Annotated in this window: 16 protein-coding genes; 4 read left to right on the forward strand and 12 right to left on the reverse strand. The window is 49.9% G+C overall.

The window, feature by feature from the left end; genetic code table 11:
- Window positions 1-262: 262 nt before the first annotated feature.
- The 5 genes from RBB63_RS05605 to rnpA form a co-directional block, all read right to left on the reverse strand.
- Window positions 263-1,918, reverse strand: a complete 1,656-nt coding sequence (locus tag RBB63_RS05605; protein WP_309381945.1) for a SurA N-terminal domain-containing protein — start codon at window positions 1,916-1,918, stop codon at window positions 263-265.
- Window positions 1,919-2,028: 110 nt separating this feature from the next.
- Window positions 2,029-2,772: a YebC/PmpR family DNA-binding transcriptional regulator gene (locus RBB63_RS05610; protein WP_309381947.1), complete on the reverse strand. Its 744-nt coding sequence runs from the start codon at window positions 2,770-2,772 to the stop codon at window positions 2,029-2,031.
- A gap of 70 nt (window positions 2,773-2,842) precedes the next feature.
- On the reverse strand, window positions 2,843-4,780 hold the full coding sequence (yidC, locus tag RBB63_RS05615; RefSeq protein WP_309381949.1) for a membrane protein insertase YidC: 1,938 nt from the start codon (window positions 4,778-4,780) through the stop codon (window positions 2,843-2,845).
- A 196-nt stretch (window positions 4,781-4,976) separates the two neighbouring features.
- Window positions 4,977-5,264, reverse strand: coding sequence for a membrane protein insertion efficiency factor YidD (gene yidD / locus RBB63_RS05620; protein ID WP_309381951.1), 288 nt, complete (start codon window positions 5,262-5,264; stop codon window positions 4,977-4,979).
- Window positions 5,261-5,647 (reverse strand): ribonuclease P protein component, encoded by a 387-nt coding sequence (gene rnpA, locus RBB63_RS05625; protein ID WP_309381953.1) that lies wholly within the window; start codon window positions 5,645-5,647, stop codon window positions 5,261-5,263. The genes yidD and rnpA overlap by 4 nt, the downstream gene beginning before the upstream one ends.
- 385 nt (window positions 5,648-6,032) lie before the next feature.
- On the opposite strand from rnpA, the gene RBB63_RS05630 reads away from it, so the two are divergent.
- Genes RBB63_RS05630 through RBB63_RS05645 form a run of 4 tightly spaced genes read left to right on the forward strand, consistent with a single transcriptional unit; the run spans window position 6,033 to window position 12,138 of the window.
- On the forward strand, window positions 6,033-6,851 hold the full coding sequence (locus RBB63_RS05630; protein WP_309381955.1) for a hypothetical protein: 819 nt from the start codon (window positions 6,033-6,035) through the stop codon (window positions 6,849-6,851).
- Window positions 6,848-8,050: a hypothetical protein gene (locus RBB63_RS05635; protein ID WP_309381957.1), complete on the forward strand. Its 1,203-nt coding sequence runs from the start codon at window positions 6,848-6,850 to the stop codon at window positions 8,048-8,050. The genes RBB63_RS05630 and RBB63_RS05635 overlap by 4 nt, the downstream gene beginning before the upstream one ends.
- Window positions 8,047-11,178 carry a thrombospondin type 3 repeat-containing protein gene (locus RBB63_RS05640; RefSeq protein ID WP_309381959.1) on the forward strand — a complete coding sequence of 1,044 codons (3,132 nt, stop codon included), beginning with the start codon at window positions 8,047-8,049 and terminating at the stop codon, window positions 11,176-11,178. The genes RBB63_RS05635 and RBB63_RS05640 overlap by 4 nt, the downstream gene beginning before the upstream one ends.
- Window positions 11,179-11,184: 6 nt before the next feature.
- Entirely contained in the window at window positions 11,185-12,138 is a 954-nt protein-coding gene (locus RBB63_RS05645; RefSeq protein ID WP_309381961.1) for a hypothetical protein, read from the forward strand.
- A gap of 45 nt (window positions 12,139-12,183) precedes the next feature.
- Here the strand turns inward: RBB63_RS05645 and RBB63_RS05650 are convergent, their stop codons facing one another.
- The 7 genes from RBB63_RS05650 to RBB63_RS05680 are packed head-to-tail and all read right to left on the reverse strand — an operon-like array spanning window position 12,184 to window position 25,519.
- Window positions 12,184-17,658, reverse strand: a complete 5,475-nt coding sequence (locus RBB63_RS05650; RefSeq protein ID WP_309381963.1) for an LPD38 domain-containing protein — start codon at window positions 17,656-17,658, stop codon at window positions 12,184-12,186.
- Window positions 17,655-18,698, reverse strand: coding sequence for a hypothetical protein (locus RBB63_RS05655; protein ID WP_309381965.1), 1,044 nt, complete (start codon window positions 18,696-18,698; stop codon window positions 17,655-17,657). The genes RBB63_RS05650 and RBB63_RS05655 overlap by 4 nt, the downstream gene beginning before the upstream one ends.
- Before the next feature lie 7 nt (window positions 18,699-18,705).
- Window positions 18,706-19,713, reverse strand: a complete 1,008-nt coding sequence (locus tag RBB63_RS05660) for a hypothetical protein (RefSeq protein ID WP_309381967.1) — start codon at window positions 19,711-19,713, stop codon at window positions 18,706-18,708.
- Entirely contained in the window at window positions 19,713-20,606 is an 894-nt protein-coding gene (locus RBB63_RS05665) for a hypothetical protein (RefSeq protein WP_309381969.1), read from the reverse strand. Before RBB63_RS05665 ends, RBB63_RS05660 begins: the two co-directional genes overlap by 1 nt.
- An 8-nt stretch (window positions 20,607-20,614) precedes the next feature.
- The gene (locus tag RBB63_RS05670; RefSeq protein ID WP_309381971.1) at window positions 20,615-22,057 is read right to left on the reverse strand and encodes a glycine-rich domain-containing protein; all 1,443 of its coding nucleotides are present in this window, start codon (window positions 22,055-22,057) and stop codon (window positions 20,615-20,617) included.
- Complete coding sequence (locus RBB63_RS05675) at window positions 22,011-24,128, reverse strand: hypothetical protein (RefSeq protein WP_309381973.1); 2,118 nt, start codon at window positions 24,126-24,128, stop codon at window positions 22,011-22,013. The genes RBB63_RS05670 and RBB63_RS05675 overlap by 47 nt, the downstream gene beginning before the upstream one ends.
- On the reverse strand, window positions 24,128-25,519 hold the full coding sequence (locus RBB63_RS05680; protein WP_309381975.1) for a hypothetical protein: 1,392 nt from the start codon (window positions 25,517-25,519) through the stop codon (window positions 24,128-24,130). The genes RBB63_RS05675 and RBB63_RS05680 overlap by 1 nt, the downstream gene beginning before the upstream one ends.
- Window positions 25,520-25,524 lie beyond the last annotated feature (5 nt).

The raw sequence follows: 25,524 nt of genomic DNA on the forward strand, positions 1-25,524 counted from the left end.
GTTTGGCGTTTTAAAAAGCGGCAATTTCTGCCCAACGCAGCACTGAGAACAGGAACTGACGGACTCAACAAAGCAGCGCGCTGAATGCCTTGGCTGTGTCAGCGACTGGAATGCGATGTGGGGTAACATCACCTTATTTTTCCATTTCTCAATGGGCCCGAATAGCCATCTCAACGACATAGTCTCAGGCAAAAACAATCGCCCGCCTTTGAATAAAAAAGCGGGCGATTTCGTAAAGAATCGAGTGAAAACTAAGTGAGCACTAAAGCGCAGGCTTCTCTTCCGCCTCCAGCTTCTTGTTCCCGATTTCAATCAGCTCGTTGACGATACTCGCCTCGGTCGCCATCGCAATCTGGGACTGTATCTTGCCCATCTCGGATACGACTTGCTCGGAATCGGCGCTAATCTGTGGAACATCAGCCTTTTTCACGTAAACGATCGTGCCAACGTCACTGAAACCGACGAGATTCGAAACCTCCCCCTCAGTCATTTCACTCACTGTGCTCAGCACGAAGTTGTCGATGGCCTTATCTTTGGGCGGCGACATCAGGGTGAAATCGTCAAAGCTCTTGACCGTGAAACCAAGCGCCTCGGCAGCCTCGGTGAAGTCCTTGCCATCGTCCACCGCGGTTTGCAATTCGGCCTGAGCCTCTTCTGCTTTCGCGTTAAATTGGCGCCCCTTCTCATAGGTCTTATAATCGGCCACAACCCGGTCACGCACATCCGCGAGCGGAGGGATCGACGTAGCGCCCTTCTCCACCAAAATAAGCACCGCTGCGCCATCGGCAGTCTTCACGCCGCCATCGGTGAAAAAACGATCTTCGTGCACGTTGAGCAATTGTCCTAAACCGGAAGCCGGGACGACTCCACCAACGTTGAGGTTGCCTTCGCTGAAGGGCGGCAGCTTCTTCAATTCATAACCCTGCTCACTGACAAAAGCCGCCAACGACGGGTCATTCTGCTTAACAGTTCCCTCATAAGCGGCATCGTAGAGCGCCACGGCAAACTTGTTGGCGTCGTTCAAGGCCAGCTCCTGCGCCTTTTCCTGTTTATAAAGCTCGGTGACGTGATCCTTCACTTCAGCCAGCGGCTTGGTCGCGCCTTCATCTGTCTTCGGCATCGCCGCGCGGTTCTTGTTGTAAACCGTGGTCAACTCCGCCTCGGTCGGCTCGGCCACCTGGTCGATGTAATTTGCCGCTGGAAATGAAACGTACTCAGCTACGATCTGCGGCTTGGTTTCGTAGCGAAACTTAGCCTGCTGGTAAAATTCTTCCAACGCTTCGTCTGTAATCTCGATCGTAGGTTCAAAAGTGTCGCGGTCCAACTCCGCCAGATCAATCGACCATACGGTGTCGCGGCGCTTGATTTCCTCCAAGGCTAGATAGGGCATCACATAACCCGGGCCACCCAAGGCACTGGAAACTTGATCGATGCGGAAATCCTGCGACAACGTCGTGATGAGCGTTTCCTCGCTCATGTTCGGGTTGTTCTTAAAGCTGTCGATGAAGCCAGCATACATCTTCTGGCTAAATTGGCCCGTCTGCCAGTCTTGAAACGCCGGACGCTCGCTGACATATTTCTGAAACTGCTCCTGGGTCGGCTCAGGGATCTGCAAATCAGCAACGATGGAGAGTAACACTGCACGCTGCATGGCGCCATACTGAACAGCTTCGTCCGAGATACGCTGGCGATCCAGGGCCAACGAAATCGTGGTCCACTGCTCCAGGGCGCGCACGTCGCGAGCGGAGTTCAGATTAAAGCCGTAGAATTCACGTGGGCCGGCATTGGGATTGGTTGGATTACCAAAACCGCCGAAATTGCCGATCGTGAAAACGAAGGAGATGATCACCACCACCAGAATGATGCCGAAGATAATCTTGTGGTGCTTCTGGATGTGGGTTTGTAGCCAAGTGAACATGGTCTAATATAGGTTCGAAAATTGGGAGATTGGAAAGTTGGAAAGTCGGGGTAAGAGATGTTCGTTCGAAGATTCGTCGCAATCGCTTTCGAACCTTCAAACAATCAAACCTACGAACTTAATAAAGAGTCGTCGATGTCGTAGTTGGACCAGACGGCTTTCACGTCTTCGAGGTCGTCGAGGGTTTCGGTTAGGCGAAGGACTTGTTTGACTACGTCGGCGTCCGTCACGGGCACCAGCGTGTTGGGAATATAAGCCAGCTCCGAGCTGTCGGGCTCGATGCCCTTGTCGTTTAGAGCTGTCGAAACGGCGTCAAACTCGGACATTTCGCAAGTGACTTCAAAGTGGTCCTCGTTGTTGACGATATCTTCAGCGCCAGCTTCGATGGCGACCTCCATCAGAGTTTCCTCATCGGTCTTGTCCGAAGAAATGATGAACTGCCCCTTGCGCTGAAAGTTGAACGCCAAGGCGCCAGCGCCAGCCAAGTTGCCGCCGCACTTGGTGAAGGTGGAGCGGACTTCCGAAGCGGAGCGGTTCTTATTGTCAGTGGTGACTTCGACGATCACGCCGACACCGCCCGGGCCGTAGCCTTCGTAAACCAATTCTTCATAAACCACGCCCGGCAGCTCGCCAGTGCCCTTCTTGATGGCGCGGTCCACATTGTCCGCCGGCATGTTCGAGCCCTTGGCCTTGATGATGAGCATCCGCAGGCGCGGATTAAACTCAGGGTCGCCGCCGCCGTCGCGTGCGGCAATGGTCAGCTCCTTGGAAATGACGCTGAAAATCTTGCCACGCTTGGCGTCGATCGCCGCCTTGTGGCGCTTAATGGTGGCCCATTTGGAATGTCCTGACATGGTAAATGCGGGGTTTTAGCGGTTCTTTCGATAATTTTCGGCGGCAGCTTTCAATTATAAAAACTTAGGCTTAACGCTTTTTCTTGCCGCCTTTGGAAGAAGTTTGCGGGGATTTCTTCGCGGTTTTCTTAACTGGCTTGGTCTCCGTCACGTCGATGACTTCGGTGTCTTTGGCCTTTTCTTCCTCATCGCGCTTACGGTTGGTGAGCCACTGCTGGAGGATGGAAATGCAGTTTTGCACGGTCCAGTAGAGCACGAGGCCGGACGGAAAACTATAACAGAACACCAGGAAGATCAGCGGCATGAACTGGAAGACCTTGCGCTGCATGTTGTCCGTGGTCGGCGTCGGCGTCATCCGCATTTGGATGATCATGGCGCCTGCCATGAAGAGCGGCATCAGGTGGAACCAGTCCGGCATGAATGGCAAGGTGTCCGGCACCGACAGGTCCTTGATCCACATGAACGGCGCAAAGCGCAAGTCGGACGAAGTCCGCAGCATATAGAACAGACCAAAGAAAATCGGCATTTGGAGCAGGATCGGCAAGCAGCCCGCCGCCGGGTTGACCTTATGCTCCTTGAAAAGCTTCATCGTCTCCTGCTGAAGCTTGGTCGGGTTGTCTTTGTATTTCTCCTGGAGCTCCTTCATCGGCCCCTGGATCTTACCCATCGCCTTGGCGGAGCGCACTTGCACCTGCGTCAACGGCCAGAGCATGCCCTTAATAATGCAAGTCAGCAGGATAATGGCAAAGCCCCAACCCCAGGTCGGAGCCAACGGAACAATCAGGCCATGGATACCAACCAGCGCCCAAAGCAAGATCTTGCTGATCCCGCCGAAAAAGCCGAACTGCATGATCTCATCCTGATCCTGCCCCATCGCGTTGAGACGGAAATATTCCTTCGGACCAACGTAAAACTTGGTGCGGATCGACTTCATCTCACCCACCGGAACCGCGCCGAGATCAAATTCCATGGCGCCAGTCATGCCCTGTTGCAGCTCGGGGTCTTCGATCGTCGCGCTCAAATCGATGGGCTTGGCAAAGATGCCGGAGCCCATGGCGTCAGTCGGCGTCAAAACGGTCGTAAAGAACTGATTTTTGATCGACGCCCATTGCACCTGGCCACCGCCAGCGCTGAGGCCTTCGTAAACAAAATCTCGCGGCGGGCTCGCTCCAATGCCCAGGAAGCCCTTCGAGCCAGTAAACTTGCTCATTTTCAGGAATTCCGCATCACCGTCGGCATAGTAGCCAAAGTTAAGGAATTCGTGACGGACGTCGCCCTTGGTGGGGGGGGCCGAACCAACATTGAGGAACATCGCCTGCAAGGGGAACGGCTTCGAACCGGTGTTAATAAAATACGTCTCGTGTTCTATTATATAAGGGTCCGCCTCGCTGCCGATCCCGGCGATCACGTAAGCCCGGCGCACTTCGACGCCAGATTCGTCCACGTAGGCCAGTTGGATGCGGCCCTTCTCCTGATCAAATTCCTGCACCTTATAGTCGGGCGCCACTTCGTCGGGAATCCCGTCCTCATCCTGGTCAATGCTGATCGCCAATGCCGGTTTTTCCGAACCGGCTCCAAAAATATAAGGCTCCTCGCCGTGTAACACCGCTGGGTATTTGAGGCGGCCATCGGGCATCGTGTCGATAAAGGCGACGTTCTTGATCGCGCCCCCTTTACTGGTGAAAGTCACACTGATGTATTCGTTCGCGAGCACGTAGGTCTCTTCGGGAAGATCGGTCTCCGTAGCCGCAATCGCCAGCTCTGGAGCATCCACCTCGCCAGCGGAGAACACACTGCGAGTCGGCTCGCCGGGCTTCGCTGGCTGTGCCTTAGCTGCTCCTTGCCCCTCAACCGACGCCCCATCTGCATCTTCAGGCAACGATTCGACGAGTGGCTTCTCGTCGTATTGTTCTTCGGCAAGCTTTTGATTCTTCCGGACCTCCTGTGTAAACAGGAACATCGCCGCTCCCATGAGCAGGATTCCGATAATGGTGTTCTTTTTATCCATGAGGTTTTTGCGCCAAATGCGGCGCGTGTGAAAACGGACTAGCGAAACGGTTTCCGGGCTCGCTTCAATGCTAATCTTTGCCCCACGCCAAGGCGTGGGAGATTAAAGGAAACAAATTAAAAATTAAAGATTCAGACTCCCTAAGCGCCAAAGGGTTATGAATAAATCTAACAGATCACCTGAATCTTTAGTTTGTTCACTTTAATTTGTTCACTTTCTCCGTTTCCGGCTTGCCGGGAACGGGATCACATCCCCCCGCATGCCAGGGGCCGCATTTGAGGATGCGCCGGAAGCCCAACCAACCGCCTTTCAGCAGGCCATGCCGTAAAATCGCCACGCGCGTGTATTCAGAACATGTTGGATGAAAACGACATGCGCCGCCTGGCCCCAGCAGGATCTTTTTCAACGGCGAGAGCGTGATCTGGTAAAGCCGGACCAGCGCTGCAGCGCCGCGGGCGAGTAAGCTGGCCTCTGAGTCACTCATGACGGGGGCGGCTTCTCGCGGCGCGCCCAACGCTTCAGCGCCCGCTGCGCGGCATCCTGAAAACGGGCCTCCAGCTCGGTAAAATCCTGGGTAAAGACATCTCTGCGGGCGACAAAGATCACATCGCAATGCTCTGGCAATGCGTCCTGGTGGAGTCGAAATACTTCGCGGAGCAGGCGTTTGGCGCGGTTGCGGTGCACCGCATTGCCTACTTGCCGACGACTGGCAATGACCCCAATACGCCGGCAAGGGCGAGCCGTCGGGTCCATCGGCGGCAATATACGGCACAGAAACGCCGGACACTCATAGCGCAGTCCGACGCCACGCTCACGGTCAAATTCGCGGCGCTTGCGGAGACGTTGCCATGGACGAAGTCGGTGCATGGGAGCAGGAAAAAGAAAAAAGCTTAAAGGAAAAAGAAAATATTCTCCCACCAATGATAACCAAAGTCAGGCGGCCCCGATCTTCCTACCGGCATTTGCGCCCTGCGCAAATCATTGAGCCAAGCTTCGCCGAACTCAATCGAGCCGCATGATTACTGGTACTCGGGACAGGGGTCGAACCGATACAACCCCTCCTAGTAACAAGCACTCACCTTTAATATACAACAACTTGCGCATGATAGTTCATTTTAGTCCTCATAGGTTCACGTAAAATAGGTCAACGATTAGTCAACGATTTTCATTCTGAAATAAAAAAGAGAAAGAAAGTATTTTTTTGTAGTGATTTTCACCCGCGTTAGGGATATTGACCATTATATTAGATAAAATGAATTTTACATTAATATTCCTTTCAGCAATACCCCTGTTCGCTAATGCTGAACCTCTCCTAACCACAATAGAGGCAGATGCCATAGTCGCAGCCGAAGAGGCAACTAGAGAGGCTAAGCGTGACGCCCAAAAAATCGACTCCCAAATTCTACAGCGAAGGACTCTCAGCATGGGTGATCACTCCATGACTTTGGAGCACATCGCCCCACCGAACCTCCCCAGAAAGGAATCGAGCCCCCAAAAGACTGAGTTAACACAGAAGGAGCAAGAGGCGCTTCTGCGGCAACTGTCAGAAATGCAGGAAGCAAAGATCATCTCACTCATTGCCGTAGTATACGATTTTGCCAACAACTCGCCAGTCACTCATCTAAGATGGCAGCATGAGGGGCAACTCTATGAAGCTTGGAGCGAGGCCGACTTCCGATATCTTCGCACGCTCCCCAATTTCTCAGCCGATAAATCACGCTACCGACTCTCGCTTTTAGTATTCAGCGAATCCATCGAGGATATGGAACACCAAAGGCAAGCTGCGGAAGCCCATGGCGTTAAAATGAGACTACCAGAGATTCCGAATTTGCCGACGACACTTTCTGGAGTCTCAGAATATTTCGTCGTGTCTGACGATCCCGACGTATTTGAGCAGGAAGCCGCCTTTATCCCATTGGACGATATTCATGCATACTACGATGGGAACCTTGAAAAATTAAAGCAAAAGCTGGCTAATCAAGAGGCGATGAATGACGCCAGAGCACGCTACCGAGAAGCACACCCCCAGTCGAAAGACACCACGCTAACTTATTGGATTGAAGAAAAATGAAACGAGAATTCACTATTACCCTAGCATATGCACTGATGCAAACAATCGGGCATGGGCAAACCTCTAGTGATCTAAACTCTGGCCTAATAATTTCACATGACGAAGACACAGGCGCAAACACAGTTTCGTGGTGGGGTATTAGGGATCATGCCTATACAATTCAGACAAGCGATGACTTAGATAACTGGACGTATATTAATAGCATATTCGTCGGTGAAGACAGGGTGGAAGATAGCTTCAACTTCTCTCTTCAAGGTGGAGCCCAAAGGGCATTCTTCAGGCTCAAATTCACAGATGCCCCCGTAGGCACCGTAGATGTTGGCGTTCTAGACTTTGATGGTGATGGCATCCAAAATCAAACAGAACTAGATAACGGAACCGATCTTTTTTCAGCATTAGACCTTAATGGCAACGGGATCCCAGACGATGCAGATGTTCTCTGGGCAAACGTCCCCTCGGCATGGATCAATGAAATTATTACTGATCCCAATTCAGAGTACTACGATCCAAACAATACGATTATTGTCATTTCAGATGTCAGCCCTATCGACGATTACGATGGTGACGGACTCTCCAATCTACAGGAGTATTTAACAGGAGCGTCAGGCGACGCATTAGACTACTTTAATGGCGACCAGCCAACACTACGCATCATCCAAGGCGACGGGCAAATAGCAATGCCAGGAGCATTTGCGGAAAAGTCCCTCTACATTCAAGTCGAAAATTCCGAAGGCCTACCCTACTATAATGCTCCAGTCATTTTTGAAGTCGCCGATGGGTATGCAGGGCTATCAGATACAAAATCAGGCGAAAACTTACAGGCAAAACTAGTAAAAAAGACTGCCCTGCTAGGCGCATCAACCTACTTTCTCGCCCCCATCACTTCATCGTCAATAGAAACCATAGTAACTGTCTCACTTCCTACAACCACGATTCAAACGAATCACTTTACATTGACGACAGACCCCGCCTACTCACCCCCGCCGTATGAGTTTCGCGAATACGACATTGGAAATGGAATGACCAAATTTACATGGCGCACTTATGCGTCTTCGAATAGTGAATTTTTAATTCGCGAGGAAGAAAATGGAGAGATGATCACTAGGCTCACGCTGAAATATAATGAGCTAAACTCTCCAACAGATGGCAACCTATACACAGTTACCGTAGATCAGGACTACAACATAATACAACAATGACATCGATAAAGCGAGTTTTGGTTACCTTCCTGTGCTCAATCGCACCTATAGCCCTCCTTAGCATAGACGGGCAAAGGCTAGTTGAAGATGAAAATGGAACCTCAAATAAAAGCGCATCTACTGTGTTCGATACTGATGGCGATGGCTTAAGTGACTATATTGAAGTCTATAGGCGAGGAACTGATCCAGATAATGCCCCAAGTTGGAATACAGATGGGGACCCTTCCAATAGAGACGATTATGACGATGCAGTCGGTTACGACGCAAAGCTTAACTTTGATGCGGCTCCCGAAGTAGTTTACTCGGTTGTCCCATTGGGTCCCAAATCCTCATATGGACAAATCTACAGCCTTAATAATAAAGGAACTGTCGCGTTTGAATCTCTCGATACCGGTGAGTTTAACTTAAAAAAACTGGGCAGCACGCCCTCATCGATTAGTGGGTATTTTCTCGACCTCAACAATCGCGGAGACTGCATGTATTATGAAACAGGCCTGCACCCAAAAGTTTATGCAGTCGATTCAGCAGGCACATTATTCAAGACCATTGAACTCGATGAATTTAGAGACAGCTTCGACTATAATTTAGATGTAAGCTTTAAACAAATTGGAAGCGGGGATAAGGCTTTTTATAATGCCGTCCAGAGAAGCTCAAATATTTTAATTGAGAATGGCACCTTGGATGAAAATCGCCATGCCTTTTTTAACGTTTCAGCCTATTATTCGTACGAAGAGTTTTCTAACTACGAGCTAGTGAACGGCGAATGGCAACTAAGCCAGGCTGTGTGGTGGGAGTTATTTTTCTATGGGCTTACCTACAGCGAAGACCAGTTGTTAAATGACTCAGTCTTCACATATGCATACTTTCATCAGAGTAGCTATTCGCCTGAAATAGTCAACCCCGCAGACCACCCCCTAGGAGAAATGACAAGTCATTTCACAGATGAAGGAATTCCTGAAATCGAAGGTTTTAGCCTAATAAAAGCAAATCATTCTGGAGATTTTCAAATCGTAAGCGGTCAGCGAGCAGGTTACGAGGGGTTCTCAGGTGACACCAATATAGAATTTAGCGATGGATACTCCTTACAAGTAAGTTCTGGCTCTGAAAACTGCCCAGCATTTGGTCGTATCAATGAAATGGACGGCCTATGGAAAGCTTGGAGTGAAGAACAAACAATGTCACTTACTGAACCAGAACAGGGTTCCACGATTTTAAGCCAATTCGAAGGAGATCCGCTTGATGTCACCAAGATCACCGAAAAGGGCCTGCTACTTACCGAGCAAGGACTTTGGAGAAATGGTAGATTGCTAACTGAAGCAGAGATCCTAGGGAGCGAATCAGAATGGTCCAACCTAAACATCGACGCAATCTCTGACGATGGCTCTTTCGTGGTTGGCCATGCGTTGAATGAATTCGGAGAAAGCTATTATCTATTACTCTTTCAACTAGAGTACATTCAATCAAGCGGAGACTCTGAGAATAGTCCACTTGACTACTTGGCAATGTTTTCACCCAACAACCCTAGCGGAAAAGGATTGCCAACCTATGGTGAAATACTGCCAACCCTAAGCCTGACATTAGAGGACCTAGACGACAGCGAAATCGATACAATAAGTATAACATTCGCTGGTGAAACACAAACCATGACAGAAACAGGAGTAAACAATCTATCATTTAAGAACAACACTGACAGCATTCTACTTACACTTAGTGAGCCACCAATCCTGAGCCCATTAGATGAAGAAGAACTAGTAGCACAACTTACATTAACCGATATAGGCATTTTCGACTATTCAATTAAACTCTACGAAACCGAAGTCTCGTCCAATACATTCCTTAGCAGCAACTCTATCGGTATAAAATTATCAGAATTAAGAATTGACCACGGCTCGACCGACATACTAACCGGCTCCCTGTATATAGACAACATAGCAAATCCATTTTCATTGATTGAAGACGGAGCAGAAAGCAATAACTACACAAGCGATGAGATAACAATTGAAATCCTGAGCAGTTCAATCGATAACCATATACTCATCAATCTTAGTGACTTCAATTCAGGCATTAGCAATTCGTTGATTTCATTATATACATATGACTCAATCACATTCAGTAACATAGCAGAATCCACAAACACAAACCTAAGCCATGAACAAATTGATGTTCCCGAATTTGCTGCGTGGAAGGTGCGAATCCATGCAAACATTGAGGACATCGCCTCCGCAGGAATCAAACTCTTAACGAATGCATCCGATGAGGAAAATCGAACAATTCAGGTTGATTTCCAGAAGCAAATGCCGAACATTTACGATTCTACTGCTACATATGTTGTTATCGATGAACAGAGCGATAGCAATTTTCTTGATAGTTCGTATACTCCAGTAAAAGTTTCTACATCTTCTCTGTATTATGGGTCAAATATGGATATCACGGCAACGGGCCCTTTCGTGCTACTTGGATCGTTTGAAAATCTTTTCGGAAATAAGATAAAAGTTGAGCCAAACGCAGTTGTATTACAATCACTCGATTTTATTTCAAAATTTGGACAAGGCCTCGATCCCGAAGACAGGATTGCAGAGCCAATTGAAAACTTGGGCTATACAGTACTTCGAGACTTCAACGCAGGCACAGAAGATACAATCTCAGATTATATTAAGGGCAAAAAAATCTGGTATTCAATGTCTCATGGCGTTACAGACGATGGAACGACCAAAACTGACTTTATTGGACTTGCATTTAAGGATGCCGAGACTAGAGCCGATGATTTAATTTCATCGACAAAACTTACCCAATTACAACTCGATTATAACTTGGTAATAGTAGATGGTTGTATGAGCGCGCAAACCTCAAAAGTGTCAGAGGATGATGCAATCCTTAAAAACACCCTTCTCACGGGATCAAGTGACTTCGCACAGTCATTCGGGAGTAATGCGGCCTACTTAGGCTGGGGTTGGACAATGGGCCCAAACGCTGCACAAGTATGGTCCTCAGAATTTGTAAATAACCTGAACGGAAAAAAAACCGTCAAAGAGGCCCATGAGAAGTTCCTCACCGACAATGCTGCGGCACCAGCAGCTCGCTTATTAAAACTCTTCGGTAACAGCAATCAAATCATCGATCTAAACTAGTACTTTATGGACAATTTTTGTTTAACAATAATAGTGCTCGTTTTATTTTCGAGCCCTATAGCCAGAGCAAATAGCTCCAATAACGTCGACTATATAGAGAGATTCAATCACATAGACTCTGTCATTAGATCGAACTCTTCTTCATACAAAAAAAATGAAAAACCTGGAACCTTACATATCGAAGAGGAATTTCAGTTATCAAGGATCACAAACATTGTCACTTATAACAATGAGATGACACAATGCATTTTTGGGAGAGATACCGGAATCATCTATCAGGTATTCAATAAAAGCCTAAATAAGTATTTGGAGAGCTCTCCAGATGTTGCCAGCAGCATCTCAATAGGCGATGTTTCAAAGAATGCTTTGGAGTTGCTTAAAAAATACGACTTACACATTCCAAATGGCTATGAATTATCGTCAATTAACTACAGTAAATATTTTCACAATTGCTGGGAGTTAAGATACTCACACTACTTTGAAGGGTATGAATACTACGAGCCCAATAGAGCCATAGAGGAAGGGCTATTAATAGCCTTCAGCGAGGAGCACGGCCTATTACTTTTTGGATTAAAACATTTTGCTCCCCATCCACTAGAGCTAAAAGTAGACATCAGTCGAGATGAAGCTTTGCTAGCAGGCGCAAATTCAATCCCTTCATTCTTGAATTCGCCATATTTTAAAAATTCTAACCCGGGTAAGTATACGACGAATGAACTAACTGGAATAGACCTAAAAATTATCGTTCCGAACTGGTTGAATGATTCTGAGAGAGCAATTTGGATAAGGAAGGAACTTCCAGACAGAAGTCGATTGTGTTGGATTTTGGAATTTCACACTAAAGCAGCTTCCCGAGGTCAGGAAGAAGGCGATCTACAATATGGAACCTCTGCAACTTCTAGTTTAATAATATTTGTTGATGCAAAATCCGGCGAAGTCTTAGGAGGCAATTTTTTGTAAATGCTATATCAGCAGAAAACTCAAAGATATTTTCAAAGCTGAAATTCAAAGCCCCCGCTCGATATCGTTCATCTCATCCATCATTTCTCGGATTCGCTGACGGTAATCCTGATCCCCTAAGAGCGCCCGCTGAGCAACGACAACCTGCATTGATTCCAGTTGCTTAATCTGATCATCCAGTTGGGCGATCTGCACTGGCGAAATGTCCGAACGCTCGCGGGCTTTGACTAACTTCCGTTTACGTCGGCCTAGGCTAGCAATGTCATTCTCCGCTTCTGCCAAATGCGACAATTGATCCAATTGGACGCGAAGTTGCCGGGCATCCTTACTTAATTCATCGGTTGGGACTCCACTATCAAGCGCCGCAATACGCACGCCCGCAGAGTCGAGTCTCCTCTCTATGCTTTCCAGTTGGTTGTCTATCTCATCGACGCTTTGAACGCTCGCTGAACTCCAACCTATCGGGTCTTTGTAGAACAACTGGCCAACTATGGGCCATTCTGCTTTTTGAGTACTGATTGGCTTCCCTTGCTCAATGCGGTCAATCACCTGAATCACTTCATCTGCCTGCCGGGCAATACCCTCACGAACAACATACTCAATTTTAATGGGGCTCAAGTCGAACATCCGCCCCATCTCACGATATAGTCGAGGAGTGTCATCACGGACTTGCTCTTGATTGGGCAGAGTCGCCAACCACGGAGGAACAATCTCGGATTCGTAGAACGGATTGTAATTAGCCTCAGCCTCACCCAAAGCCGCCATAAACGGCCCCTTGAGGTTGTTGAGGTCCAAAAGGTCGCCATAGCTTACAACACGCTCGATCAGCATCTTGCGGCGCTTTGTATCATCCCCAGGATCACGTTCTAGCAAATCATCCATCACCGCATTGTACGCCATCGACGCAGCAGCTCCCTCCAGTCCATAGGGGAATGAGAGACGAAAAGGTCCAACCCCGTAGCTACTCATGCGCAGTCCCAAGGATCGCTCCTTTTCCTCTGCCCGGTCATCGTCATCCATCATCAGGTAGGTGACGATGGCGGCAGCGGTAAATTGCGCAGTGATCCAAGGCATTTTAAGCCACGCCTGATTGCGGACAGCCGGATCAGGATGGGAAAGCAACTCTGCCTGCTGACGGACGCTCTGAACCATCGGATTCGCAAAGGGGATCAAGCCAGACACTCCGCTGACAAACCAATTCCCACGCTCGTTGAACTGCCCGGCACTCTGCCAATAGCGAAGCTTTGCCTCAGAGTCGGTTGCCCCACTATCCTTTGCCTGAGCCGCAGCCCCCTCGCGTGTCACCGTTTCACCCAAGCGAGCAAGAGCGCGTCCACCAGTAATAACATTTAAGACTTCAATCGGCTTATAGAGCATGACCGACGGAACATTCACCACGAAATTAAGAAAACCACGTATGCGGGGATCAGGATGATGACTGCGATATAGGTTATCCGAGAAGAATTTTACTATCGGGCTCTGTGTTAGTTCGCGCACTAGCTCACTATGTGAGGGCTCCAATCGAGAAAGCAGTAAGCCGTCATCCTGAATCTGCGGATGCTTCTTTTGGAACTTCTCGACCATGCCCCGGAACTGAACTGCGCCAGGGATCCAACCGAACTTATCCTTTCCAAAAATCATGCTACTGAAAACGTCACGCGGGGGGTTGCGCACCGCAAAGGGCAAGCTCTCCGTGATCGCCTGTTGAAACAGTTTGGAATAGTGAGAAACCACCCTATAGACCTCTTTCAGATTAGAGTCCGAGCCCAGAGTTCGACGGCCCATGAATAGCTGAAACAACTCCGGCGAGTTGAGCTGCACAAACTTGCGCTGACCATTCTCCAAATAGCCCAGCACTTGGACATCATTGGGGCGCGTTGGGCGCCATAGCTGTTGCGGTCCCATCGACACAACCAGATCATCCTCGTTGAATTCTATTTCACTGACATCAACCCCTTCATCGGCAGCACGTTGCTCCCGGATAGCAGTGACAATCAGCTTGTTCACCTCTTCCTCGCTGATGGTGGCCGCGACCGTTGTTTTCATCCGAAGTGGAACTGCGATGCGACCAGCAGCAGCCCGAGCATCAAATGGCAGGTCTTTGTCTTTGGACAATTCACTCATCTTTCCCACCAAAACATTTGCCAGATCGTTCCAGTAGAAAGCGCGGAAAGCAGCCCGAGCGCGATCCTCGGCAACGTCCACCAAATTTTGAATAGGCAGGGCGCTACCGTGTGCCGATTTGATACTACTCTCAATGTCCGCCCGAGCGGTAGGACCGCCGGTAATCCCACGATCCTCCATGATGCGAGGGAGCGGCCAATAATCTCGGTAGGCTAACGAAATCTTGAGCATTTCATCCTGCGACTTCAGTCCGCCCAGAAACTCTACGGCCAACAGGTCATTGAACCACCGCTCAACATCTTTGTAGCGTTCATTAAACTCGGTCTTTCCCATCGCCTGTTCCGCGTCAGAAACGATTTCACGCAAGTCCTGCGTCGAAATTCCTGCCTCTCTACCGGGGTAATCACGCTGCCCATGCTTCAAGCGTTCCAAAACGGTTCGAGCCCAACCAGCTTCTTCAAACAACTTCCAATGCTTAGCCCCGACGTTATCCACAATCTCACGGAATGTCTTATCGGTAACTGTGATATAGTCTCCACCCCGAGGCTTAATACGGATACCCTTTCGACCTGCCTCTGTCCCTTCAAGCGCCTGCCTCACATCACTGGTTATGCCTAGAATGCTATTATAGATCGCTTGTAGGGTCTGACCTGGCTTCGATGCTTGGCGGGCCAGGTCGAGTGCTTCTTCGCGGGACCTGCCTTCTATCTGGGCATTTCTACGGACCACCCGAAACAGCCTGCGTTCAATCGTTCGAAGCGGTGCTGCCTCCGAAAACCATGCAGGGATTTTCCCCGTAAGGAAGTCACTGGAAGTAATGGCACTGGACTTGGGAGCTAGGTTTGCTGAGCGCCATTGTGCAGTGCGACTACGGGAGAATTGCGCGGCTTGAAGCCGGGTAGCATCACGGATACCTTGGGCAATCCCTGGAAAGTTCTTTTCCAACATACTGTCGATGGCCTGAGTTACGGCCATACTTTCAACCGACGAGGGATTGACCACTCGTAGTCGCAACCATTCCGCAATACCCTCGTGAGTATTCTTAGCACTGGCTCGGGAGCCATGGCGGGTGACAAGTCCCATTAACTCACTTTTGTGCGCCTTGAAAAACTTATCTTCCTTTGAACGTATCAGATATTCCAGACCATGACCCGCTTCATGATAATTTAACTCTCCAGATTCATCGCGGGTCATTGCTAGGTGTCCACGCTGACGATAATTTGCTGGGTGCTTTTTAGATGTCTGCGAAGTGCTACGACGCATTTGCACCCGGATCAACTTATTAAGGTATGACACAACATCACCAGGACCCACCTTTGCGCCGTCTCGGTCCTTGGAGAACTTTACCAACAGATTCCGACCTTCTCTGGTTTCTCCACCTTTCTTCACCCAGTCGGGAGTATTATTTGGAAAAGCAGAAGCGGTCCCAAATGCTGACGATCCATAATGAACATCGGAATCGGATTCACTCGCTTCAGACGCAGGTTTTGGATTGTTCAGTAAAACCTTCTTAGCCTCTGGGTAGGTAAGCTTATTTCCATCGCGGTCGATCAACTTGCCTCGATTCGCTACACCTTCTGCGACTGTCATTTCGGCGTTCCAATTTTCTTCAAGCGCACGAGACAGGACTTCCCCCTGAGTCTTTGACATCACATACTTTCCACCTGACCACTTTCCACCAATAGCTTCTGCTAATTTGCCATCACGATTTTTCAGGCCATGAGTGCTGGGACGCGGGGTGAAATGCGCTTTCTTTCCCTGGTTGGTGACTCGGGGCGTAGGCAAACTGGAATCATAGCCATTCATTGCGTCCTCTTTCGCCCTTCGGGCTTCATCCCCTGAGTCCAGAATTCGCTTAACGATGGTCTCCTTTTTGAGTCCGCCAACTTTCATGCCCATCGACTTTGCCCGCTCGACCAGTTCGGGCTTTCCCAGTTCCATTAGGGATTCCAGAGTGTCAGTTTGTGAATCGTTCGTGGAAGATGAATCAGTCTGTGGATCACTTTCGGCTTTTGCTGATCCAGTATCCTGCGCCTCGTGATTGCTGTTTAGTTCCTCCCCAGTATTTGAGTCGCCAGCTCTCCCAGTAGGTCCGTTATTAACCACGGTCTTTTCCCCAGATGCATTGGTAGTGCCATCTGTACTGCCTGAACTCTCGGACTCGGTCTTTCCGGCGTCAGGGTTACTATCATCAGTTCCTTGTCGTTCGTTAAGAGTGTTGTCATTGTTTCCCTTGGTTAGCCGATGTTCGGCAAGCTGTTGAACCTCGTTGACGGTCTGTGTAGAGACTGTGCCAACTTGGCCCACCAGACCTCCTACTATAAAAGATTCCAAGGCGCCTTCGGTGATCTCGCGATCCGGGTCATACTCGGAGAGCTTAGAAATAGTGTTGAGTAGGATTTGCTGGCTAGCCTCCGTAGTGCCTTCTGCGAGAAAGCCCTCGGCGCTGGCCAGTCCCAGGCGCTTGATCGCTTCACGCATCGTAAGCTTTCCAGCCGAGCCCTTGAATACACGACTCAACACTGGACCAAGACCGGCACGCTCCAAGGCCATCGCAGGCATGGCATAGGTGATTCCCACCGTTGCCGCAGCTCGCCGTTGATCTTCGGTCGCCTTGGTCTTGTCGATTCCCATTGCGTCAAAGTAATCGTCAACAGCCTCTTGGTAACTACTGGCGCCCATTGCACCAATGCCACCCGCGCCAGTCATACCCGCCGGAATATAGAACCCCAACTGACCAATTCCGTTAACCACCTTGCCGGTCATGCTTTGGTGAAACTCAGAGTCGATTCGATCAGTATAATACTGTTCGTTGTATTCCTTAAACTCGCCAGCGGTTTCGCGGAATGCACCTGCCACTTCGACCATACCCTGAGTTGGATTTGCTTCCGTCACTTCGCGATGAATACGTTGACGCTCCGGATCAGAAGCCGCACCTTTAAGTCGGCGCTCATAGAGCATTCTCATTGCTGCCTCCGCTTGGATCGGTCGAGCGCCATTAAAATCATGCAAACTATCAAATCCCAGCTCCTTGAAGAACTCTTGATTGTGCTGATATGCTTGGGTTCGCTCGTACTCAGAGAATTCACGTCCCAAGGGTTTCGATAACTGATTTTGTAGAAAACGAATCTCACTTGTTGGGCTACGACCTAACTCACGGAGTTCTTGCCCAATGTTACGAGTCTTAGGAGCACGGGCGCCCTCCTCAACGAATCCCGCTGCGCCCTCAGCAGCCGACCACGCAGCGCCACTACCGCCCAATGCAGCCTCCTGCACAACGTCGCCTACAACACCACCTGTCGGGCTGGCAAAAGGATCACGATTCACCGGCACCAATCGCGAAGCCTGGGAAGTCTTTGGATCAAAGGGATTGTAATCTACTTCAACTAATTTCATTGCTGCACTAAGTAATATTTTCCATCTCGCTCGACATACCAGTTCCCATCGGGCGCCTGTCTCGCTCCGCTAACTTCACGAACCTTATCCGCGTATTCCTGTCGCTCTTTAGCCGACATCCGAGGAAGCCCAGCCGCTTCAAAGTCCTTACGCGAAGGTGACTTCTTAGCTATTAATTTTGCGGCCAATTCCGGTTCAGCAATCGCCCACCGATAGGGGTCATCGCCCCAATACCCCAACTCATTAGATTCTTCGGATTGTGGATCTTGCTGTGGACTTTGAGGCGTATTGCCAAGTAACTCGTTTGCTAATGCCATAACTTCCCGCTGTGTGGGCATAATTTTGCGCGTAGATTCCTTGAATCCGTTTTCGGCGCTACCTTGAACAACTTCCTCCCGAGTCAACATATCACGGGCAAGCTTGTTGGCCTCCAGGCGATCCTTGTTGGTGATGTAATCGCGATCCTCGCCAAGCTTCTTGAAGGCCACGCCCCCCTTTCCATCCGGTTCAGGAGTGTAAAGAAATCCTCCTTGGGAAAAAATCTCGCCAACCTTTCGACCACCAAGCTCCAGTGTTGGTTCTTTGGCGCGGCGCACCGGCTGAATCCCCGACTGCTCAGCATCTATCTGATTGCGAATGTCGGCCAGTTCTTCGGGCGTATAGTTACCCGACGTAACAGCATTCTCGTAGGATTCCTCAAGCTGATTGATCTTAGCTCGCTGACTTTCAGTAAGCTCGTAGGTATAGTCTTCGTGCCGACGATCCTGCGCTTCATCCGCAAGCTGGGTCTGCACATCGGCATTGTGAGCGATGCGATCAAGACTGCGCTGATGACTAATGTCGCCCATATATAGTTGCCGGTCAAAACTAGCTTCATCACGAGCCTGAGATAACTCATGAGCGCGCGCCTGGGAGCGACGATTTGCTTCGGTCACTTGCTGCTGTTGCCCAATCCGGCTACGAGCGCGTCCCTGGCCCGAGGCATGAGCCGCCGTCACCACGGCCCCTGGTCGCATTCCTGATTTTACTTCGATTGCCATAGTTTCATTAATCAGATAAATCTGGTTTGGTTAGGTTCCAATTATTTCGGTCATTCCAATAATACACATCAACTCCAGGTAGATGCCCGGTAACAAAATAGCAGTAACGAATACTTCCTCCAAGAGATGGATAAATAGGACCAAAATCGCCAAACCCATCATCGAAACCCTCATGATCGGGGTGCTTCAACAGGTCCGAACTTTCGATTAAATCTGAGTAATATCCAAAGACGCCACTGAGTTCATTATTCAGATTTGGGAAAGACATAACCTGATAATTAGCGGACCCCTGGATTTCAAGAACAGCCCCTTCTCCTATTGAAACCTCTAGGAGTTTTTGACTACTAAAAGCATCGATTCCATGGCTTAAGAAATCCACGTAATCTATGAATGGGCCTAGTGGATGAAATTGTGAGCTAAGTTGAATTCCGCGAATAGCAACTCCAACCGCTCCACTAGGGATGTCATTCTTTAAAGATGATGAATGAAGTTTTTGAACGATGTATTCTCCGTTTCTTGAAGCCAAGGCTATCAATTCACCTTTTCCATAATGGTAATTACCATCATCATGAACGGCTATAACCCCCTGAGATATGGGGTCTTCATAAAGGCTTTCAAAATCAGAACCATAGACATCAACATAATAAACTTCCGAAGACGAGGACGTGTCCTCATGGACCACTCCAAATCGAACATCTCCAGATGTTGAGTCTCCAACCTGCATCCACCATTTCCCATCTATTCGGTGAGCAATTGTAAGAGATCCAATTGCCAATTCTCCTTCGATATTAGTTGTCAAGTGATAGACATCTACGGTGCTCGTCGTCACCGCACCTGATTCGTTCACCACATAACAGGTATAAAGAAGTCCTGTCGAATCCGACTGCTTGGCGCCCACGGAAACCAGAAGCGACTCACCGTTATCCGGCCCTAGAGTCAGATACTTTCCCGTTCGCGGATCGAACGGAGTGTTGGGCATCCCAAAGGGACGATTCTTTTTTAGGCGTGATCTCATTAGGGTTGCGATCCTTGAACGGTTCCTGCGCCCAGCTCTGATGCGATTTGAGCAATGCTGGCCAGGTCGGGGTAAGAGTCGGTTCTACGTTCCATGAAATTCGTAAGAGCCTGAATGACGCGAGTGCGCAGTTCTTCGCGGGCAAGCCCATGCGAATGAGAGCTACCATACATCCGGTCTCGGGCAGCAAGCACTTTGGAACGCATGGTAGACTTCGCAGCGTAGAGACGTTCTTTGAGGTTGGTCTGAGTCAGAAGAATCTTATCCTCAAGGTCAGTGAGTGCGACAGCCCGCTCACGCTCAATTCCCGACTCTACGGAGTTCCATAAGGTCGAGTTGAACATGCCCCGAGAAACTAGGCTACTGCGAGCCTGTGACACCTTAGCATTGAACTGTGTGTTGATCCTCGTGCGCTGACTATCGCCATAGTCATCCAGGTCTCCGCCAATGTCCGTGCTATGCGTTGTGAAGTCTGCCTCAATACCGGCAACCAATGAATCAACCAAGGCGTCGTAATCAGTGCCCTCAGCTTCCAGAGCAATGAGGCTGTCCTGGGTCTTGTCGGTGATCGCCGCATGGATCGATACAATGTCATCGTAACGCTGATCATTCAGGGTCCGACCTTCGTTGTAAGCCGAGGTAAAATCAGCCAGCAAATCATTAAGGATTTTTTCCCCTTTGATAGTCCGCCGCTTCAAGCCCCAGCGATAAGCTTCACCGCTTCCGGTCTGGTAGGTCTTGTAGATTTCCCACCCTTGCGCCTGGAGCCAGCCCATCTGGCTATCATCGTCAACCGTAAGGTATTCTGTCTCATACCAGTTCGACGCCAAGTGCGCGGCCTGACTGACCGGATCATTTTCCGTAATATGTTCTGATGGGTTAATTTTATCCATATCTTTCTCTAGGTTGCGTATCGAATTATCACCACTCCAGAGCCACCCGCGTAGCCGGTGTTTCCGCCTCGGTTTCCACCACCACCACCACCACGACCATCTGTCCCTACATAGGGCGTATCACTGGCAGATTGTCCGTTTCCATTGCCGCCGCCGCCTGCGCCTCCTGATGATTGTGACGCGGTTCCTGCCCTGTTGTAACGTGCGCCCCCACCGCCACCTGCGTAATAGACTTCGGTGCCTGTGATAGATGACGACAGCCCATCCCCACCAAGAGAACCATACGTATTACCATTGGAACCTGCCTCTCCAGCACCACCGCCGCCCCCCGCATAAGATTGGTCAAGGTTAGAACTACTTCCATCTCGCTGCCATCCAGCTCCGCCATCATAACCTTGGCTAGACGTTCCCGCCCCTCCAGTATAGTCTATACCGTCATAATCGGTAACAAATCCGCCGCCGCCTGATCCACCGTCGCCTCCCGTTGGATTTGTAGAATTACCACCATAACCACCACCAACTGCGGTATCCCCAAATGCACTTGAATCATCTCCGGCAGTGTTCGCAGCGCCCCCTGAACCAACGACAATTGAATAGGATGTTGCAATTACACTAGTGCTACCTTCTACAAAGCCGCCACCACCGCCGCCGCCGCCAGACGCATATGAGCCACCACCACCGCCGCCGCCGCCACCACCGCCGACAATTAGGTAATCAATATCACCTTCACCTGAAAGCACATTGAAAGTCCCACTTGATGTAAAGGTATGCACGTTATAAGTAACTCCTCCATCCTCATAGGAAGTAATGGTTCCCCCGGTAGCCAAGAGGCCAGTGCTAATACCCTCCCACACGGTTTGATCGTCGGCTGAATCAGAGGCAATGTGCTCCGGCCACTCAGTATTATTTAACTCTACGCCATTGCTCACTGAAGCGTCGTAAGTAGTGTCATATATAGAATCAGGGGAGTAGGTTATCTTGACGTTTCTGGCACCACGAGTTGTGGAGCCACCGATAAGATGAGAATTATTAATTACGATTTCGTCAAAAGTCTGCGCGATATCAAAAACAACAATCAAACGCTGGTTTGTTGATGTAGAATTTGCTGCCCACTCAGGAGAATCGGAAGTGTTCCAACCTCCAGTTTTAGTTTTCGAAGTGTCAAATGCGTGCTCGGGGTTGTACCAGCCATTTGTGGAAATTTTTGAAGTAGCATAAGCTGTAAAGTCGGCCTCAAGTAGATCGATCCGAGATCCTTGATACCAAAATTCAATAGCTCTTACCTGGACAGGGGATGCGCCCCAGCTATCCGCAATATCGAACACCACAGACTTTGCGGTCACGGGTTCCCCGCCTCCACTTGCCTTTTTCCGTGCCACCGATGCTAAAAAATGGTGTATCATTTTATGCGCCTCCGTCAGTCCATCCATTAGTGGCGGCATGCCATCCATCGCCGGTGTAGTATGTCAAAACTGCAATGTCCCCTGACGCGCTTCCATTCGTGATTTTATCGCCATCATCCAATGCAGTCCCATCCAACATTATCAAATCGGAGGCATTGGGATCGATGCTCACTTCTACGTCGCCTATCGTGATGACCGTTACACTCATACCTGATGCGATGGCAGGAAGCGTAATCGTGCAAGCAGCGGTCACATAGATAACATAGCCATTGCATTCGGCTACCGTAAGCGTCTGGTTTGCGGAGTAAGAAGCGGTGTTGAGCTTATTGGAGTAAGTCTTCACGCGACTCATGGCCGACTTGCGGATAGTGCCTCCAGCGCCGTCGTCCACTACAATTAAGTCGCCATCCTCCAGATCAGCTCCAATGTCTGTCCCCCCAGCAATGTCAGTATCAGTAATGTCGCCATCCCAACCCGCTGCCGATTCGGTGATAGACTGCCATATTGCTGCACTAGCGGAATTATCCAGACAAACAAACCCTGTATCCGAAGTCGTATTCACCCAGAGTGATCCGACTGAGTATCCGTCTCCAGAGTCATCCCCTGCTGTCGGATCAGACGTGGCCGTGAAGTTATTCAACACACCGGCCACCGCATCAACGTAAGCTTTCACGCTCTGTTGAGTGGGAACCTTGGTAGCGTCATCTGAGGACAGTGTATCTTCATCCAAAACAAACGAGTAACCGGAAACGTCCGTAACGGCTGTTATCTTGGCGAGAATGTAAGTCCAAATGCGAGATAAAGCACTTTTCCGGTTCGTTCCTCCGGCGCCATCATCAACTAAGATTAAGTCCGAATCTTCTAGATCGGCGCCGATGTCTGTAGCCCCGTCCAGATCAACTACAGTCGCATCAAGTCCATTACTTGAAATCTTCCCTAAGACATAGGTCCAAACTCGGGACAATGCGCTTTTACGATTCGTTCCGCTGGCTCCATCATCTACCAATATCAAGTCCGCGTCTGCCAAAGCTGCACCAATGTCTGTGGCGCCATCCAAATCAATATCAGAAGCATCACCATCCCAACCAGAATTCGCATCGACATATGCTTTGACACTCTGCTGACTGGGAGCCTTGGTGGCGTCATCTGAGGACATGTCATCCTCATCGACAAACCAGCCGTAGGTTGAAATGTCTGTGACTGCGGCAAGCTTCGTAGTGATGTAGGTCCAAACGCGAGTTAGAGCGCTCTTCCTCTGGGAGTCGGCGCTATTGTCATACACCAATAGCTCATCGGCGTCGTCTAACGCTGCACCGATGTCCGTGGAATCATCGATAAGAACGTCCATCTCATCACGGACTGCTTTGGTCGTTGGTATGGCAGAGTTCGACCCAGCATCAAACGACTCTGCAATCGCTGGACCAGCTTTCAAAGTGTCCTCATCCACCCACTGAGCAAGTGCGTCCGCAGTGCCCGTTCCGCCAATTCCGCCTTCAATATGATCCGCAATTTGCTCCAACGTGATCTTTTTAGCAGCACCGCCTTGAATGACATAGAACACGTCTGAGTCAGTTGGAGTCGTGACTGCGTCCTTGCCCGTTACGTGGGTCGCCAAACTCTCATAAATCGAGCTGATGATTTCAGAGAAATCTACCTTCTTCGCGGTCGTTCCTTGGGTGACAAGTAGCTCGTCTGTGTCATTAAGAGAAGCAACCGCATCTAAATCGGAGATGTCCAAAATAGCTGCTTCTATGGCGCCCTTAACGTAAGTCGCCAGGTAAGCCAGCGTAATGGTCTTTTCCGTGGTTCCGCCGTCTTTGAGTGGAATAACATCCGCACTGTCAGGATCAGTTTCGGCGGTCTTTCCCCAAACGGTATCGATAGCGTGCTGAGCCACCAGATCGATATCAACAGGCTTAAGGGATCCGCCTTGCATAATGAACACACTGTCGGCGCCAGACACGGCAAGCGCCGCAGTGATAGCCTCGATCTCATCAATGGTGAAATTCCTGACCTGGGTAATGGTTACATGCTTGGGCGATCCACTATCTGATACCGGGATTAACTCCGCCCCAGTTACGCTTGCATCATTATCGCTGTTATCGATCTGTAGTGACATTATCGAATTCTCCCAAGTTGCCGGGCTGTGATAGCAATTGCCTCAAACGCCCATTGATTCGTTGATTCTAAAATAACCGCAGCCCATGCCCCACGCACTCGGGGTCGCACAACTCGGTTACGCAGTTCGCTCCATGTGCCTGTTGCGACAACTGTGTTGGCTACCGCGTTATCCGTTGCCTCTTCTGCGGTTTCTCCCACCGCAATTGACCAGATAACATCACCTGAATTATCCGCCAGCATGCCATGCATCTCGGCGAGCATGGCGTTCTTAGCATCGCCCGAAGCAAGACGGAAGGGGCCGATGATCACCCGACTGGTCAAATCCTCGCCGTCATCATCACTGGCCGACTCGCTGAACTTGCGCCAAGTATCATCACGACCAAGAACGGCGACCTCTTGTAGTCCGTCATGCTTAATGCGTCCCGTTGCAATTGGCTGATGTCCGCCGTCCGCGAAAGAAACCGGCCAGATGGCGCGTGTGTCTTCATCGACCTCCAGCCAGTAATGGCTACCGGTTCCGGTTTCAGGCGTAATGAACAAGTGATAGCCACGCCCTGTTGGGTCATAGGCCATCGTTATTGTATTAGACTCTGGGTCAATATTGCGAAGTGAATCCGGTAGGCGATCTTCGCTGAATCGCTTAGGCTTACTCGTAGGCCCACCATAATAGACACCGTCATTGCTTAGGAATATGAGCAATCCCTCATGGTCATTTAAAGCCCAGCCAAATGGCGAAGTTATGCCCACCTCACCTGAAAGCTCATCCATACTTCCCGTAGCCGGATCGCCCTTGAGCACCCACAGTGAATTGCGGGTAGCGAAAACCAAAGCAGCATCACGAAACGGGATGGCTGCGATGATGGGTTCGCTGCCATTACCCGCCAGTCCGACCGCGCCTGCGACAGCTCGGGCCGCATCATCCATATCATCCGCAATACTCCAGTCAGAGTGATCTCCCATGCGAGATGCCCACCACAAATTGCCCTGAACCAAGATAAGTCGATCACGGTAAATGCAACTCACTGTGTAGCCAGTCGGAGCGGTCCCAATCCCAGAGATGGCAGTGATTTCGGCGTCATGTCGAACCACCTTTGTCCCACTTGGCAATGTCAATTCAGGTGAAGACAATGCATAGGTCATATCTTCGCCATTGGGCCATTGGATCGCTTCTCCGTTGGGCCATTGCCAGACTGCCTCGTTGGCGGTTGATACGGTATCGAGTTCAACCAAGCCCGGACGACTGCCACCACGTTCCCGAGACTCCAACAGCCCATATCCCCGGACATTCGTGGCGCCGGGGCTTGAATAGGGGCGAGTCTGTTTGCGGTATGCCCCCTTTCGAGCAACACCGCCAAACGGAAACGAAAGCGTTTTTTCAGCCGTCCGCACTTCGA

The sequence above is a fragment of the Cerasicoccus frondis genome (assembly GCA_031296915.1).
Lineage (GTDB): Bacteria > Verrucomicrobiota > Verrucomicrobiia > Opitutales > Cerasicoccaceae > Cerasicoccus > Cerasicoccus frondis.